The organism is Pseudomonas sp. FSL L8-0168 (genome assembly GCF_037976155.1).
Classification (GTDB): Bacteria; Pseudomonadota; Gammaproteobacteria; order Pseudomonadales; family Pseudomonadaceae; genus Aquipseudomonas; species Aquipseudomonas paracarnis.
The window spans coordinates 1-14,748 of the sequence record NZ_CP150262.1; the positions used below are offsets into that span (position 1 = coordinate 1).

Below are 14,748 nucleotides of genomic sequence, written 5' to 3' on the forward strand. Positions count from 1 at the left end.
CGAATTCCGGCCATCGTGGTTTAACGGGGCGCCTAAGATCAACAGCAGATCAAGATCAAGATCAAGAGCGGCTCGCTTCGCATCGTGGTTACCGTTTGCTGCGACAGCCTAAAAAGTTGTGTAGATACCTGTGGCTATCGCAGTTCAAGCCAGCTCCCACAGGGGATCGGTGTTTCTAGAGTTGGTTGAGGGGGATTTTCAGGTACGTCACGCCGTTCTCTTCCGCCGGCGGCATATTCCCCGCTCGCACATTCACCTGGATCGCCGGCAGCAACAACGTCGGCATGCCCAATCCAGCATCGCGTTGGGTGCGCATCTCAACAAACGCCGCTTCATCCACGCCGTCATGCACATGGATATTGCCCGCCCGCTGTTCCGCCACGGTGGTCTGGCATTTGGCTTCTCGACCCTCGGGCGGGTAGTCATGACACACGTACAACTTGGTGTCCGAAGGGAACGCCAACAGCTTGCGCATCGATGCGTACAACTGCCGCGCATCGCCGCCGGGGAAGTCGCAGCGGGCGGTGCCGACGTCGGGCATAAACAGGGTGTCGCCCACCAGGATCAAGCGGCCATCGATCAAATAGGCCATGTCGGCGGGGGTGTGTCCGGGCACATGCAACGCCTGGGCCTTCAAGTTGCCGATATGAAAGACTTCATCCGGCGCAAACAGGTGATCGAACTGCGAGCCGTCCACGCGAAATTCCGGCTCGAGGTTGAACAGGTTTTTGAACACGCCCTGCACCTTGCTGATCGACTCGCCTATCGCGATCTTCCCGCCCAAGGTGCGACGCAGGTAGGGCGCGGCGGACAGGTGGTCGGCATGGGCGTGGGTTTCCAGCAGCCACTGCACGTGCAGGCCATGCTCGCGCACAAAGGCGATCACCTTGTCGGCTTGTGCCGTATCGGTGCGCCCCGAAGCCGGGTCGTAATTGAGCACCGAGTCGACGATGGCGCAGGGGCCGCCATCGGCTTCATAGACGATATAGGTGTAGGTCGACGATGCGTCATCCAGAAAGGCTTGAATCAACGCTGGCATGGCGGCTGTCTCTGCTGAAGAAAAAAGTGGTTACAATCAGTTTACGTTTACACATAATGTTTTGAGCTTAAGTGACTTAAAGGACCCGAGGCAAATGGAATCTACGTTGAGTGAGGGCGAGGTCGCCCAGCTGCGTGCATCGGCGTCCAAGGCCTGTGCCTTGCTCAAGGCCCTGGCCAATGAAGACCGCTTGTTGATCCTGTGCCAGTTGACCCAGGGCGAGCGCAACGTCGGCGAGCTGGAAGCCCTGACCGGGGTACGCCAGCCCACCCTGTCACAACAGTTGGGCATCTTGCGCGATGAAGGGTTGGTCGCCACCCGTCGGGAAGGCAAATACATTTTCTACGGGCTGGCCAGCCATGAAGTGATTCAAGTGATGAAGACCCTGTCCGGGCTGTATTGCGGCGCGGTCATAAAAAGCTGGGCGTGACGCCATCCGGCAGCGACCCTTGTGTGCATTGACTCAAAAAGGCAGTAGACAATGACCGAACAACACTGGGGACCCACCATCAGTGGCGATATCGTAGTCATCGGCGGCGGCTCGGCAGGCATCGGCCTGCTGGCCAGCCTGCTCAAGCGCGACCCGCAGCTGAACATCACCCTGATCGAACCTAACGACTACCACTGCTACCAGCCCGCCTGGACCCTGGTCGGCGGCGGCGCCTACGACCTGCAAAAGACCCGCCGGCCCCTGGCCGATGTGCTACCCAATGGCGTCAGCTGGGTGCAGGCCGCCGTCAGCGAAGTGCTGCCCGATGAAAACACCCTGGTGCTCGACAGCGGCCAGCGCGTCACCTGGAAGAACCTCATCGTCTGCCCCGGCCTGCGCCTGGCCTGGGAAAAAATCGAAGGCCTGCAAGACACCCTGGGCCAACACGGCGTCACCTCCAACTACAGCTACGAGCACGCCGCCTACACTTGGCAGCTGGTGCAGCAGCTCAAGGGCGGCAAAGCGTTGTTCACCCAGCCGGCGATGCCGATCAAATGTGCCGGCGCGCCGCAAAAAGCCATGTACCTGTCCTGCGACCACTGGCTCAAGCAGGGCGACCTCAAACACATCGACGTCGAATTCAACCTGGCCGGTGCCGCGTTGTTCGGTGTGCCAACCTTTGTGCCGCCATTGATGAAGTACGTGGAGAAATACAACGCGCGCCTGGCGTTCAATTCCAACCTGGTGAAAGTCGATGGCCCGGCGCGCAAAGCCTGGTTTGAAGTCAAAGACGCCGAAGGCAACGCGACGGTCGAAGAGAAAACCTTCGATATGCTCCACGTCGTACCGCCGCAGTTGTCCCCGGACTTTATCCGCCAGAGCCCGCTGGCCGATGCCGCCGGCTGGTGCGAAGTGAACCCCCACAGCCTGCAACACCTGCGCTACCCACATATCTTCGGCCTTGGCGATGTGTGCGGCACCACCAACGCCAAGACTGCTGCGGCGGTGCGCAAGCAAATCGTGGTGGTGGCGGAAAACCTGCTGGCCCTGCGCAAACAGGCGCCATTGCCGCTCAAATACGACGGCTACGGTTCCTGCCCACTGACGGTGGAGAAGGGCAAGGTGGTGCTGGCCGAGTTTGGTTACGGCGGCAAATTGCTGCCGACCTTTCCCCTCGATCCCACGCAGGCGCGCCGTTCGATGTGGTTCCTCAAGGCCACGCTGCTGCCGTGGTTCTACTGGAACGGTATGCTCAAGGGCCGCGAATGGCTGACCCGTCTGAGCAAGGTGGACTGAATGCTGCTGGCCAGTGTGTTGGGTGTATTGATGGGCCTGGTCATGGGCCTGACCGGCGCGGGCGGCGGCATCCTCGGGGTGCCGGCGCTGGTGCTGGGGCTGGGCTTGACCATGACCCAGGCCGCGCCCGTGTCATTGCTCGCGGTGGGCGCAGCGGCAGCGGTGGGGGCCATTGATGGCTTGCGCCATGGCCTGGTGCGGTATCGCGCGGCGTTGCTGATCGCCTTGCTTGGCGCGTTGTTTTCGCCGTTGGGTGTGTTCCTCGCCCATCAACTGTCGGAGCCGGTGCTGATGGGACTGTTCAGCGCGCTGATGGTGCTGGTGGCCTGGCGCATGCTGCAACGGGAAAAGCGCGAGGCCGGGCCGAGTGACCATGGTTCGGCGTCGTGGGGCCAGAAGAACTGCATGCTCAACCAGCAGACCGGGCGCCTGGCCTGGACCGCCAAGTGCAGCGCCACCCTGGCCGCATTGGGTGCGGTGACCGGCGCCGTGTCGGGGTTGTTGGGCGTGGGCGGCGGCTTTCTGATCGTACCGGCGTTCAAGCAGCTCACCGATGTGCAGATGCGTGGCATCGTCGCCACGTCGTTGATGGTGGTCAGCCTGCTGTCGCTGATCGGCGTGGCCGGTGCGTTTCATGCGGGCGTGAGTATCGAGCCGGTGGGCTGGGTGTTTATCGGCGCGAGTATCGTCGGCATGTTGGCAGGACGGCGGTTGTGTTCGGTGATTCCCGCGCGGGCCTTGCAAGTGGGGTTTGCCAGTTTGTGCGTCGTAGTGGCTGTTGGCATGTTACTCAAGGCCGCCCTATAAGGTTAAAAGCTTCTACTTTTGACTGTGTCCACCTGAGGATCAAATGCGTCCACGAGATGGCAAGATGAACGCCTCTCAGGTTACTGTTCCTCTGTGTAACGGATTCACCGGCCTTGCACCCCGGCTTACCAAGGTCACCGAATGGATAAATACACCCCCCACACCTGGCAACCCCACGAGCGGCCGAGTCTGCCTGGCTCGCCGTCGACGCCGCTGCACCCTACGCATAAGCGCTGGCTCTTCGCGCTGGTCGGCGTGCTGGTGGCAATCACCGGCGGCTTGGGTAACGCCCTGGTCATCGCCAACCTGCAATACCTGCAAGGCGCCCTGGGCGCGACCACCGCGGAAATGGCCTGGCTGCCCGCCGCCTATGTGATGACCAACGTGTGCATGAACCTGCTGCTGGTGAAGTTTCGCCAGCAGTTCGGCCTGCGTGCGTTTACCGAGGTGTTCCTGGTGCTCTACGCGCTGGTGACCTTCGGCCACTTGTTCGTCAATGACCTCAGTTCGGCAATTGCGGTACGGGCCGCCCATGGCATGGTGGGTGCGGCGCTCAGTTCGTTGGGCTTGTACTACATGATCCAGGCATTCCCGGCCAAGTGGCGGCTGAAAGCGCTGGTACTGGGGCTGGGCACCGCGCAGTTGGCGTTACCGCTGGCGCGGCTGTTTTCCGAAGACTTGCTGCAAATCGCTGAATGGCGCGGGCTGTATTTGTTCGAACTGGGCCTGGCGCTGATCTGCCTGGGCTGCGTGTTCCTGCTCAAGCTGCCGCCGGGTGATCGCTTCAAGACCTTTGAAAAACTCGATTTTCTAACCTTTGCCATCCTCGCCAGCGGCGTAGCCTTGCTCTGCGCTGTGCTGTCCCTGGGGCGTATTGACTGGTGGCTGGAAGCGCCGTGGATCGGCGTGGCCTCCGCCTGTTCCCTGGTGCTGATCATGGCGGGGCTCGCCATCGAGCATAACCGCAGCAACCCGATGCTGATGACGCGCTGGCTCGGCAGCGGCGTGATGATCCGCCTGGCGTTGGCGGTGGTGCTGATTCGCATGGTGCTGTCCGAGCAATCCACCGGTGCGGTGGGGTTCATGCAGATGTTGAACATGAGCTACCAGCAGATGCACACCCTGTACGTGGTGATGCTGGCCGGGGCGATTGCCGGGCTGGTGGTCAGCGCGTTGACGATCAACCCGGCGCATTTGCTGATGCCGCTGATCATCTCCCTGGCGCTGATGGCTACCGGTTCGGTGATGGACAGTTTTTCCAGCAACCTGACCCGTCCGCAGAACCTCTATATCAGCCAGTTCCTGCTAGGCTTCGGCGGTACATTCTTCCTGGGGCCGACCATGGTGCTGGGCACCAAAAACGTACTGACCAACCCGCGCAACCTGGTGAGCTTCTCGGTGATGTTCGGGATCTGCCAGAACCTTGGCGGCCTGATCGGCGCGGCGTTGCTGGGCACCTTCCAGATTGTGCGCGAGAAGTACCATTCGAGCATGATCGTCGAGCACCTGACCCTGATCGATCCGCTTGTGGCGGCGCGGGTGCAGAGCGGTGGGGCGGCCTATGGCAAGATCGTCGCTGACCCGGAACTGCGCAACCTCATGGGCATCCGCAGCCTGGCCACGGCGGCCACCCGTGAGGCGAACGTCATGGCTTACAACGATGTCTTCATGCTGATCGCGATTATCGCGATCCTGACCATGCTGTGGATCTTCACCCGCAGCCTGTGGCTGATGAGCACTACCAAGGCAACTCCTCCTGTTCAACCCAGCGGCGCGACTTCATGACTGAACCTTCAACCACCACCACGACTGCCATTGCCGCCACGCCGGAAGGCAGCACGCCACCGGGCGCGGTGCCCACCCAACTGCGGTCCTTGCGCGTGCGGATCATCTCGTCCCTGGGCTTTGCCGCCATCGCCATCATCGGTGTGCTGATCGTGTTGTACGCCTGGCAACTGCCGCCGTTCAGCAGCGCGGTGGAAACCACCGAAAACGCCCTGGTGCGTGGGCAGGTGACGATTATCGGCCCGCAACTCAGTGGCTATGTGTTCGAAGTGCCGGTGCAGGACTTCCAGTACGTCAAGACCGGCGACCTGCTGGTGCGCCTGGATGACCGTATCTACAAGCAACGCCTCGACCAGGCCCTGGCACAACTGGCGGTGCAGAAGGCCTCGTTGGCCAACGTGGTGCAGCAACGCAACAGCGCCGAAGCGACCATCAAGCTGCGCCAGGCCGCGTTGGTCGACAGTCAGGCTCAGGCACGCAAGAGCACTGCGGATTTGCGCCGCAATGAAGAACTGATCAGCGATGGTTCGGTGTCCAAACGCGAACTGGACGTGACCCGTGCCGCCAACGCGCAGACCATCGCTGCCGTGGCCCAGGCCCAGGCCAGCCTGGAAATTGCGCGCCAGGATTTGCAGACGGTGATCGTCAACCGCGGCTCCCTGGAGGCAGCTGTCGCGAGTGCCGAGGCGGCAGTGGAACTGGCGCGCATCGACCTGTCCAATACCCGCATCACGGCGCCACGGGATGGTCAGCTGGGGCAGATTGGCGTGCGCCTGGGCGCTTATGTCAATTCCGGCGCGCAACTGATGGCCCTGGTGCCCAAGCAGTTGTGGGTGATTGCCAATATGAAAGAAACCCAGATGGACAATGTGCAGGTCGGCCAGCCGGTGACGTTCACCGTGGATGCGCTGAACCACCGCAAATTCCATGGCACGGTGCAGCATATTTCCCCGGCCACCGGTTCCGAGTTCAGCCTGTTGCAGGCGGACAACGCCACCGGCAACTTCGTCAAGATCGCCCAGCGGGTGCCCGTGCGCATCACCGTGGATCCGGATCAAGCCGAGAGTGAGCGCTTGCGGCCGGGGTTGTCGGTGGTGGTGAGTATCGACACGGCAGGGCGTCTCAAAAATTCACCGCCCTGACACTGGCACGCTTGGCGTGTATTTCAGGTTGAAATTGAGGCGGGTTGACTGGCCTTGCTCCAACAGCTTCAGGCCAGGCTTGCCCGCCAGGTGATGGGCATTCACTGGATGGCTCACCGGCTCGATGCAGAAAAACTCCAACCCCGGCGGGCAGTACAACAGGAAATAATCGGCGCCGCTGGCCTGGCATTCGAGACGGTAGCCAAGCTCCGGTTGTTCGATCAGGCAGTGCCCATCCCAGCCGCAAAAGCCGTTGTCCACCAGCCCCTCTGGCAAACCTTTGAGTTGCCGGAAATCCCAGGCCTCGGGAACCGGTGCCAACTCGGTGGGCAGCTTGGCTGCATCACTCATCCACACGTGCCCAGCCCTGGCCTGTAGCCGCGTACCCGGCCGGCGCGGTAAGTACGGATGCAAGCCCAGCCCATGCCACGCGGGTTGCTCGGCCAAGTGAGTTACACACAATTGGATATTCAACTCACCGTTGTTCAAGCGCAACCGCTGGCGGGCGTGATAGGCGAAGGGTGTGGCGCATTCCAATTCCAGCACCACTTCACGCGTGGTATGGCTCACCACCTGCCATGCCTGCTGCCAGGCCGAGCCGTGAATCGGTAAAGGATCAGTGAGGCTATTAGCTGCCAGTGCCAGCCAACCACCGGGGTTGTCGAACCCGCCTTGGGCGATTCGGTTGGACCAGGGTGCCAAGGGATAGCAACCCAGCTTGCCCGGCAGCCCGGTATTGATCGCCTGTGCATCGCTGTGCCGTAACAGCGGCTGCCCGGTGGCGCGCACCGTCCAGTTGACGAGGCTGCCGCCGATGGCGGGGGCGAGCACCAGATGGGTGAATTGATCCGAAAGCTCAATCACGATTGACCTGCCTGATGAAGTCAAAACAAACACTGAGGATGCAAGTGTGGGAGCTGGCTTGCCTGCGATAGCGACCTGTCAGTCAATGCATCCGTGACTGATACACCGCTATCGCAGGCAAGCCAGCTCCCACAGTTGCTCACTTTTGTTTCTGAAAGAAGGTTTACAGCACCAAATGGGGCAACCACAGCGACAACGCCGGGATGTAGGTCACCGCAATCAGCACCAAGAACAACACCGCATAAAACGGCAGCAGTGCCTTCACGGTTTTCTCGATACTGGTCTTGCCCACCGCCGCACCAACGAACAGCACCGCGCCCACCGGCGGGGTAATCAGGCCGATGCCCAGGTTCACCAGCATGATCATGCCGAAGTGTACCGGGTCGACGCCGATGCCCAGGATCACCGGCATCAGGATCGGCGTGAGGATCAGAATCAGCGGCGCCATGTCCATCACCGTGCCCAGCAACAACAGCATGACGTTGATGCACATCAGGATCACGTAGCGGTTGTCCGACAGGGTCAGGAACAGCGTGGTGATCTTCGCCGGGATCTGCATCAGGGTCATGATGTAGCCGAAGCTGGCGGCGAAGGCGATCAGGATCATCACGATGGAAATGGTGCGCACCGTGCGGTGCATCAGCTTGGGCAGCTCGCGCCATTTGTAGTCGCGGTAGATGAACATGGTCACGAAGAATGCCCACAACACCGCAATCGCAGCCGACTCGGTGGCGGTGAAGATGCCCGAGAGGATGCCGCCGAGGATGATCACCATGGCCATCAGGCCCCAGAGCGCATCGGCGGCGATCTTCAGCGCCTGCTTCAAGGGGATGACTTCGCCTTTGGGGTAGTCGCGCTTTTTCGCGAAGATCAGGCAGAGCACCATCAGGCACGCGCTCATCAACAAGCCCGGCACCACACCGGCCATGAACAGCGAGGCGATGGAGACGGTGCCGCCTGCCGCCAGTGAGTACAACACCGAGTTATGGCTGGGCGGCGTCAGCAGCGCCTGCACCGAACCGCTGACGGTCACGGCGGTGGCGAATTCGCGCGGATAACCCCGCCGTTCCATTTCCGGGATCAGCACCGAGCCGACCGAGGCGGTATCGGCCACGGATGAGCCGGAAATCGCGCCAAAAAACGTCGAAGCCATGATGTTGACCAGAGACAACCCGCCACGCACAAAGCCCACCAGCACCCCGGCAAAGGCCACCAGGCGCCGCGACATGCCGCCCTCGGCCATGATCGCCCCGGCCAGCACGAAGAACGGAATCGCCATCAGCGAAAACTTGTTCACCCCACCGGCAATCTGAATCATCAGGGCCTGGAACGGGATGTCGATCCACCACGCGCCAATCAGCGCCGACAGCCCCAACGCGTAGGCCACCGGCATGCCGATCAGAATCAATACAACAAAGCTGCCCAACAGAATCAATGCGTCCATATCAGGCGGCCCCTTCGTTTTCTTCAACCAAGTCGAAGCGCACCACCTTGCGGTTGCTCTGGTCACCGAGCAGCAGCTTTTCGACCACGAACACCAGGGTCAGCACGCCGCCAATCGGGATCGGCATGTAGGTGATGCCTACGCGCAGGGTGGGGATGGCGCTCATGAATTGGTTCCAGGTGGACAGGCACAGCTTGGTGCCCCAAATCGTCATGAACACGCAGATGGTGCCCATCAGCAGTTGCGAGAGGATGCCGACGAGGCGGCGTTGGACGGGCGGCAAGCGGTCAGTGATCATCGCCACCGACATGTGCGCGCCGGCACGGTAACTGGCAGCGGCGCCGATAAAGGTGAACACCAGCATCAGCAGGATGGCGGTGGGCTCCGGCCAGCTGGAACCGGTACCGAGGGCGTAGCGGGTGAAGATACCCCAGGGAATGATCAAGGCCACCCCCAGGACCGAAAGGCCGGCGACCCAGATACAGGTCATGTAAAGGCGGTCATTGAAGCGCAGCAGTAAAGTCTTCATGGCGTTCACCGTGACCGGGCGCGTCGATGCCGACCGCGCCGGGCCTTATGCAGGGGCAGGGGAGGTTATTGAACCGCGTCGATGCGCTTGATCATGTCCGCATACGGCGCACCGTACTTGGCACGCACCTGAGCGGTGGCCTCATAGAAGGGCTTTTTATCGACGGTGATGAACTCCACGCCGGCCTTCTTGAGTTTCTCTTCACTGCTGGCGGACTTGGCGTCCCAGAGCACGCGCTCATCGGCCTGGGCGGCCTTGGCAGCGGCCTTGACCATGTCCTGCTGGGCGGGGTCGAGCTTGTTCCAGGTGATTTTCGACATCACGATGGGTTCAGGCAGGATCAGGTGTTCGGTGAGGGTGTAGTACTTGGCGTTCTGAAAGTGGTTGTGTTCCAGCAAGGTCGGCGGGTTGTTTTCCGCGCCGTCGATGACCCCGGTCTGCAGGGCGCTGAAGATCTCGCCGGTGTCCATGGCAATGCCGTTGGCGCCCATGGCGTTGAAGGCTTCGATGAAAATCGGGTTGCCTTGCACGCGGATCTTCATGCCCTTGAGGTCTTCGATCTTGCGCACCGGTTTCTTGGTATAGAGATTGCGCGTGCCGCCATCCATCCAGGCCAGGGCCACCAGGCCGAACTCGGAGTTGGTGATCTTGGCGAGGATCTCGTCGCCAATCTCGCCATCGATGACCTTGCGCATATGCGCCTGGTCGCGGAATACGAACGGCAGGTTGAACACGTTCACGTCCGGCACCACCGGGCCGACGATGCCGAGGCTGACGCGGGTCATTTGCACGGCGCCGACCTGGGCCTGTTCGACCACTTCCTTCTCGGAGCCCAGCACACCGCCGGGGAAGTACTTGAAGGTCAGCTCGCCGTTGCTCGCCTTGGTCAGGGCCTTGCCCATGTTCTCTTCGGCGACCACGGTGGGGTAGCCAGCGGGGTGAATGTCGGCGAACTTGATTTCCAGCGCGTGGGCGGCGCTGCTGAGGGTGAAGATTGCAGCGGCGAGCAAGGTGCGTTTGAAGTCCATGGAAGTCACTCCTGTCTTGTTATTGTTGTATTCAAGGCACAGCGATTAAACGATGAAGCGGGGTTCGGGCAGCCCTTGGACGCCGGGGTTGAGGGCGAACACGCCACCAGACAGCGACTGCTCACTCGGGTCGTCACGGATGGAAGTGACGTACAAGGTGTCCAGGCGGCTGCCACCGAAGGCGCACATGGTGGGTTTTTTCACGGGCACGCTCAGGGAGCGGTCCAGTCGGCCGTCGGGGCTGAAACGGTGAATCAGTCCGGCGTCGTTGGCGCAGATCCAGTAGCCGCCCTCGGCGTCCACGGCTGCACCGTCGGGCCGCCCGGGGAAGTCGTTCATATCAACGAACAGGCGGCGATTGGACGGTGTGCCGGTCTCGATGTCGTAGTCGAACGCCCAGACCTTTTGCACCTTAGGGTGCGAATCGGAAGCGTACATCGTGCGGCCATCGGGGCTGAAGGCCAGGCCGTTGAGGGTGATGAACCCGTCCAGTTGCGCGTGGGGCGCAGCCCCGGACCCATAGCGATAAAGGACACCATCGGCGGCGTTCAAGCCCATGTCCAGCACCATGCTGCCGGCCCAGAAACGGCCCTGGCGATCGCAGCGGCCATCGTTCAAACGCATGTCCTTGCGCGAATGCTCGAGGCTGGCCAGCGGCACGGTGTCGAGGCTGCCGTCGTTGTGGGGCGTGAGTTGGAAGAAGCCGGTTTGCATGCCGGCGACCCAATTGCCTGCTTGAGTGCGCGCAATACAGGCGAGCATCTCTGGGGCTTTCCACGCTGCCAGATGGCCGGTGGCGGCGTTCCAGCGTTGCAAGCCACCGTTGGGGATATCCACCCAATACAGCGCGTTTTCTTCAGGCACCCACACCGGGCATTCGCCCACGGCATTGCGGGCATCGACAATCAATTCAGCAGGCATAGTCATTCCCTTGGGTTGCTGGGCACTCAGTCACCGAACGGCCCCGCCGCGCAGAACGCACCACCCTGATAGACCTTGGCCGGGTCATCGGCGGCCACGGGCGGCTGGGCTTCGACCTGGGCGCGGAACACCTCGGAGCTGTCCTTGGGGGCAAAGCCCAGATGCGCGGCGTAGCGGTTGTCCCACCAGGTATCGAGGTTGGCCGACATGCCGTACACCACGGTATGGCCGACGTTGGGCGTGTACAGCGCGCGTTCGAGCAGTTGGGTCAGGTCGTCGAAACTCAGCCAGGTGTGCATCATCCGGCGGTTCTGCGGTTGCGGGAACGAGGAGCCGATACGGATGCTCACGGTCTCGATTCCGTACCGGTCGAAGTAGAAACTGGCCATGTCTTCGCCGTAGGACTTGGACAGGCCGTAGTAACTGTCCGGGCGGCGCGGGGAGTGGGCGTCAAGTTGCTCGCCCTGTTTGTAGAAACCGATCACGTGATTGGAACTGGCGAAGATCACCCGCTTGACCCCGTGGCGGCGGGCGGCTTCGTAGATATGGAACACGCCACTGATATTCGCGCCCAGTACTTCTTCGAACGAGCGCTCCACTGACACGCCGCCAAAGTGCAGGATGGCGTCGACGCCCTCTACCAACCGATGCACGGCGTGTTTGTCGGCCAGGTCGCAGATGTGTACCTCTTCGCGAGCATCGGTGGCGGGGGCCATTTCAGCGATATCCGAAAGGCGCAGCACCTGGGCATAAGGACGCATGCGTTCACGCAGAACTTTGCCCAGGCCGCCGGCGGCACCAGTGAGCAACAGACGATTGAAGGGAGCGGGGGTGGTGGTGGTCATGGGCCTTCCAGATTTTTGTTGTAGGTTGTCGTATGACTATGGGGAAATAGTGTTAGGGATTCCTGGTGTTGTCAACGTCCTTCCAGGCACATGAGATCAAAGGTGGGAGCTGGCTTGCCTGCGATAGCGGTGAGTATGAAAAGGATGTGGTAACTGACCCACCGCTATCGCAGGCAAGCCAGCTCCCACATGGATATGTCGCACCTTAGAGATCGGATTTGCCTTTGGAGCTACAACAACGAAATCGGATAGCTGATAAAAATCCGGTTCTCGTCGAACTCGTTATTGCTGAAATCCCGGCGCATGGTCGAGTTGCGCCACTTCACATTGAGGTTCTTCAGCGCACCGCTCTGCACCGTGTAGGCCAACTCCGACTCACGTCCCCACTCCTTGCCGTCGGTGATCGCTCCGGTGTGTACATTGCTGCCGCTGATATAGCGGTTCATCAGGGTGAGCCCTGGAACGCCGAGCACCACAAAGTTGAAGTCGTGGCGCACCTGCCAGGACTTTTCCTTGGCGTTGTCGTAGCTGGCGTTGTAGCTGTCGTTGGCCAGGGTGCCGCCACTGGTGCCGTTGATGCGCATCCAGGCGCTGTCGCCGCTGAGTTTTTGCAGGCCAACGTAGAAGGTGTGGCCGTTGTATTTGGCCGAGAGCAGAGCGAACAGGGTCTTGTTATCGAGGTCGCCGGCCAGGGCGCTGCCGTCTTCCTTGCCGTTGAAGAACCCGAGGTTGGCGCCCAGAGTCCAGTCGCCCAGCGGCTGGCTGTGGGTGAGGTTGAGGTACTGCTGTTGGTAGATATCAGTCAGTTCGGCGTACCACAGGCCGACCTGGGTACGTTTGTCGTTGAAGGTGTATTCGCCGCCGCCGAAGTTGAAACGGTCCGAAGTGAACGCGGCTTTGCCGTTCATGAACATGTCTTCCATGCTCGCGTCGTTGCGCGGGCTGTTGCCGCGAAACTGGCCACCGTAGAGCGTCAGGCCGGCGATTTCATTGGAGGTGACCTGGCCGCCACGAAAGGTCTGGGGCAGGGAGCGGCCATCATCGGAACGCAGGATCGGCAGCACCGGCATCCATTCGCCAACCTTCAACTCGGTCTTCGACAGCCTGGTTTTCAGCGCGACACCCAGACGCCCGAAATTGTCGGCGGGGCGGCCATCGTCATGCACCGGCAACAGTTGGGTGCCGGCGGTGCCTTTGCCGCCATCAAGCTTTTGCGAATACAGGCCCAGCACGTCAATCCCGAAACCGACCGTGCCCTGGGTAAAGCCGGACTTGGCATCAAGGATAAAATTCTGCGTCCACTCTTCGGCCTTGCCCTGGGGGTTGGTCGGGTTGGTGAAGTTGCGATTGAAGTAGGCATTACGCAGGTTGAGCGTGGCCTTGGCGTCGTCGATAAAACCTTCGGCGTTGACGCCCAGCGGCAGGGTGACGGCCAGGCTGCCGAGACCGAGAAGGCCCAGGCGCGTGCAAGAATGACGGGCGGATTGACTCACAGTGAGGCTCCCTTTGTTTTGTTGTTTTTATTATTTGTTATACGTTGTCGTACAACATTGAGCGCGATATTTGCGAGGTTTTGAGGGCGTGTCAAGCAGAAGTTATACGATGACCTGGGTGAAACGATTCAACTGATGGGGGCACGGTCAGTGTGGGAGCTGGCTTGCCTGCGATGGCGGCGAATCAGACAGTATGCAGTCACTGATCCACCGCCATCGCAGGCAAGCCAGCTCCCACGTTGATTGCATTGCACAAGACTTTTCAGCCAGCCATGACCATCGGCGGCAGGGTGCCAAGCAGGGAAACCGCCGCCACGGCTGCAAGGCCCAGCAGCCACTCCATCATCACACTGGCTCTCAATCTGCCCAGGCGCTGTTCGCAGCGCTTGATACGCAACCGGTTCAACAGCGCCAACCCGAGCATGCCCAGCACCAGCCCCACCTTGATCAGCAAAATCAAGGCAAACCCTTGGAACAGCGGCGTGGGCCACAGTTGCCCAGTGAGCACCCGCACGTTGATCAAGCCAGTCACCAACAGGCCGGCGACCAGGCCATATCCCACACCACTGAAGCGGCGCAAAATCGGCTTTAGGCGATGGTCTTGCGCATGCCTGAGGATCAGCACCAACACCAGCAACCCTCCGAGCCAGGCCCCCACGCACAGCAGGTGCACCACCTGGTTAAGGATCAGCAACCGCCCACTCAGCCCGTCGAGCATGGCGCCGTGGCCTACGGGGGCCAGGGTCGCCAGCAGCAGGGCGAGCAGCGGCAAGCGCAAGGCCGGCCAGGGCTTGATCAGCACGATCACCAGCAGCAGGTTAAGCAGCAGATGCCAGGTCCATACCTGGCCAAAAAAGGTCTTGCCCAGCACCAACTGCACCGTGGCCGGTTGCAGCGCCGAGTCCCAACTGCCAGCCATGCTGGCGGTGATCAACAGCAGCCACGCAACCCCGGTGAGCAGCCCCAGGCTGGCCAGGCCACGGGTGATGCGCAGCAATTGCCGGTCCAGTGTCGGCTGCACGACGTGAGCGCCGAGCAGCCAGGGCCTGAACACCCAGGCCCCGAACATCAGCAACACGACGCAAAAGTGCAGGAAGCGGCACAGCACCAGCAGGGTCGCCATGG

Annotated in this window: 14 protein-coding genes; 5 read left to right on the plus strand and 9 right to left on the minus strand. The window is 61.2% G+C overall.

Going from position 1 to position 14,748, the window contains the following annotated elements; genetic code table 11:
• Positions 1 to 175: 175 nt before the first annotated feature.
• Positions 176 to 1,039 carry an MBL fold metallo-hydrolase gene (locus MHH62_RS00005; RefSeq protein WP_054917412.1) on the minus strand — a complete coding sequence of 288 codons (864 nt, stop codon included), beginning with the start codon at positions 1,037 to 1,039 and terminating at the stop codon, positions 176 to 178.
• Positions 1,040 to 1,133: 94 nt separating this feature from the next.
• Between MHH62_RS00005 and MHH62_RS00010 the strand changes: the two genes are divergently transcribed.
• The 5 genes from MHH62_RS00010 to MHH62_RS00030 all read left to right on the plus strand — a co-directional run bounded on the left by MHH62_RS00010 (position 1,134) and on the right by MHH62_RS00030 (position 6,499).
• Complete coding sequence (locus MHH62_RS00010; RefSeq protein WP_003174875.1) at positions 1,134 to 1,469, plus strand: metalloregulator ArsR/SmtB family transcription factor; 336 nt, start codon at positions 1,134 to 1,136, stop codon at positions 1,467 to 1,469.
• 51 nt (positions 1,470 to 1,520) lie between these two features.
• A complete protein-coding gene (locus MHH62_RS00015; protein WP_166405430.1) occupies positions 1,521 to 2,765 on the plus strand; it encodes an FAD/NAD(P)-binding oxidoreductase in 1,245 nt (414 codons plus the stop codon).
• Entirely contained in the window at positions 2,766 to 3,572 is an 807-nt protein-coding gene (locus MHH62_RS00020; RefSeq protein ID WP_137271501.1) for a sulfite exporter TauE/SafE family protein, read from the plus strand.
• Between the two features lie 141 nt (positions 3,573 to 3,713).
• Positions 3,714 to 5,357, plus strand: a complete 1,644-nt coding sequence (locus tag MHH62_RS00025) for an MFS transporter (protein WP_014719011.1) — start codon at positions 3,714 to 3,716, stop codon at positions 5,355 to 5,357.
• Positions 5,354 to 6,499 (plus strand): HlyD family secretion protein, encoded by a 1,146-nt coding sequence (locus MHH62_RS00030; RefSeq protein ID WP_014719010.1) that lies wholly within the window; start codon positions 5,354 to 5,356, stop codon positions 6,497 to 6,499. Before MHH62_RS00025 ends, MHH62_RS00030 begins: the two co-directional genes overlap by 4 nt.
• Here the strand turns inward: MHH62_RS00030 and MHH62_RS00035 are convergent.
• The 8 genes from MHH62_RS00035 to copD all read right to left on the minus strand — a co-directional run bounded on the left by MHH62_RS00035 (position 6,488) and on the right by copD (position 14,746).
• Positions 6,488 to 7,363 carry an aldose 1-epimerase gene (locus tag MHH62_RS00035; RefSeq protein ID WP_339232197.1) on the minus strand — a complete coding sequence of 292 codons (876 nt, stop codon included), beginning with the start codon at positions 7,361 to 7,363 and terminating at the stop codon, positions 6,488 to 6,490. The two genes, MHH62_RS00030 and MHH62_RS00035, sit on opposite strands and share 12 nt — an antisense overlap.
• 163 nt (positions 7,364 to 7,526) lie before the next feature.
• Positions 7,527 to 8,807, minus strand: a complete 1,281-nt coding sequence (locus tag MHH62_RS00040; RefSeq protein WP_014719008.1) for a TRAP transporter large permease — start codon at positions 8,805 to 8,807, stop codon at positions 7,527 to 7,529.
• A gap of 1 nt (position 8,808) precedes the next feature.
• Positions 8,809 to 9,336 carry a TRAP transporter small permease gene (locus tag MHH62_RS00045; protein ID WP_054898249.1) on the minus strand — a complete coding sequence of 176 codons (528 nt, stop codon included), beginning with the start codon at positions 9,334 to 9,336 and terminating at the stop codon, positions 8,809 to 8,811.
• Positions 9,337 to 9,401: 65 nt separating this feature from the next.
• Entirely contained in the window at positions 9,402 to 10,364 is a 963-nt protein-coding gene (locus tag MHH62_RS00050) for a TRAP transporter substrate-binding protein (protein WP_014719006.1), read from the minus strand.
• Between the two features lie 45 nt (positions 10,365 to 10,409).
• The gene (locus MHH62_RS00055; RefSeq protein ID WP_339232199.1) at positions 10,410 to 11,285 is read right to left on the minus strand and encodes an SMP-30/gluconolactonase/LRE family protein; all 876 of its coding nucleotides are present in this window, start codon (positions 11,283 to 11,285) and stop codon (positions 10,410 to 10,412) included.
• Between the two features lie 26 nt (positions 11,286 to 11,311).
• Positions 11,312 to 12,130 (minus strand): NAD(P)-dependent oxidoreductase, encoded by an 819-nt coding sequence (locus MHH62_RS00060; protein ID WP_336826983.1) that lies wholly within the window; start codon positions 12,128 to 12,130, stop codon positions 11,312 to 11,314.
• Between the two features lie 230 nt (positions 12,131 to 12,360).
• Entirely contained in the window at positions 12,361 to 13,623 is a 1,263-nt protein-coding gene (locus MHH62_RS00065) for an OprD family porin (protein WP_014719003.1), read from the minus strand.
• 262 nt (positions 13,624 to 13,885) lie between these two features.
• Complete coding sequence (gene copD, locus MHH62_RS00070; protein WP_339232200.1) at positions 13,886 to 14,746, minus strand: copper homeostasis membrane protein CopD; 861 nt, start codon at positions 14,744 to 14,746, stop codon at positions 13,886 to 13,888.
• Positions 14,747 to 14,748 lie beyond the last annotated feature (2 nt).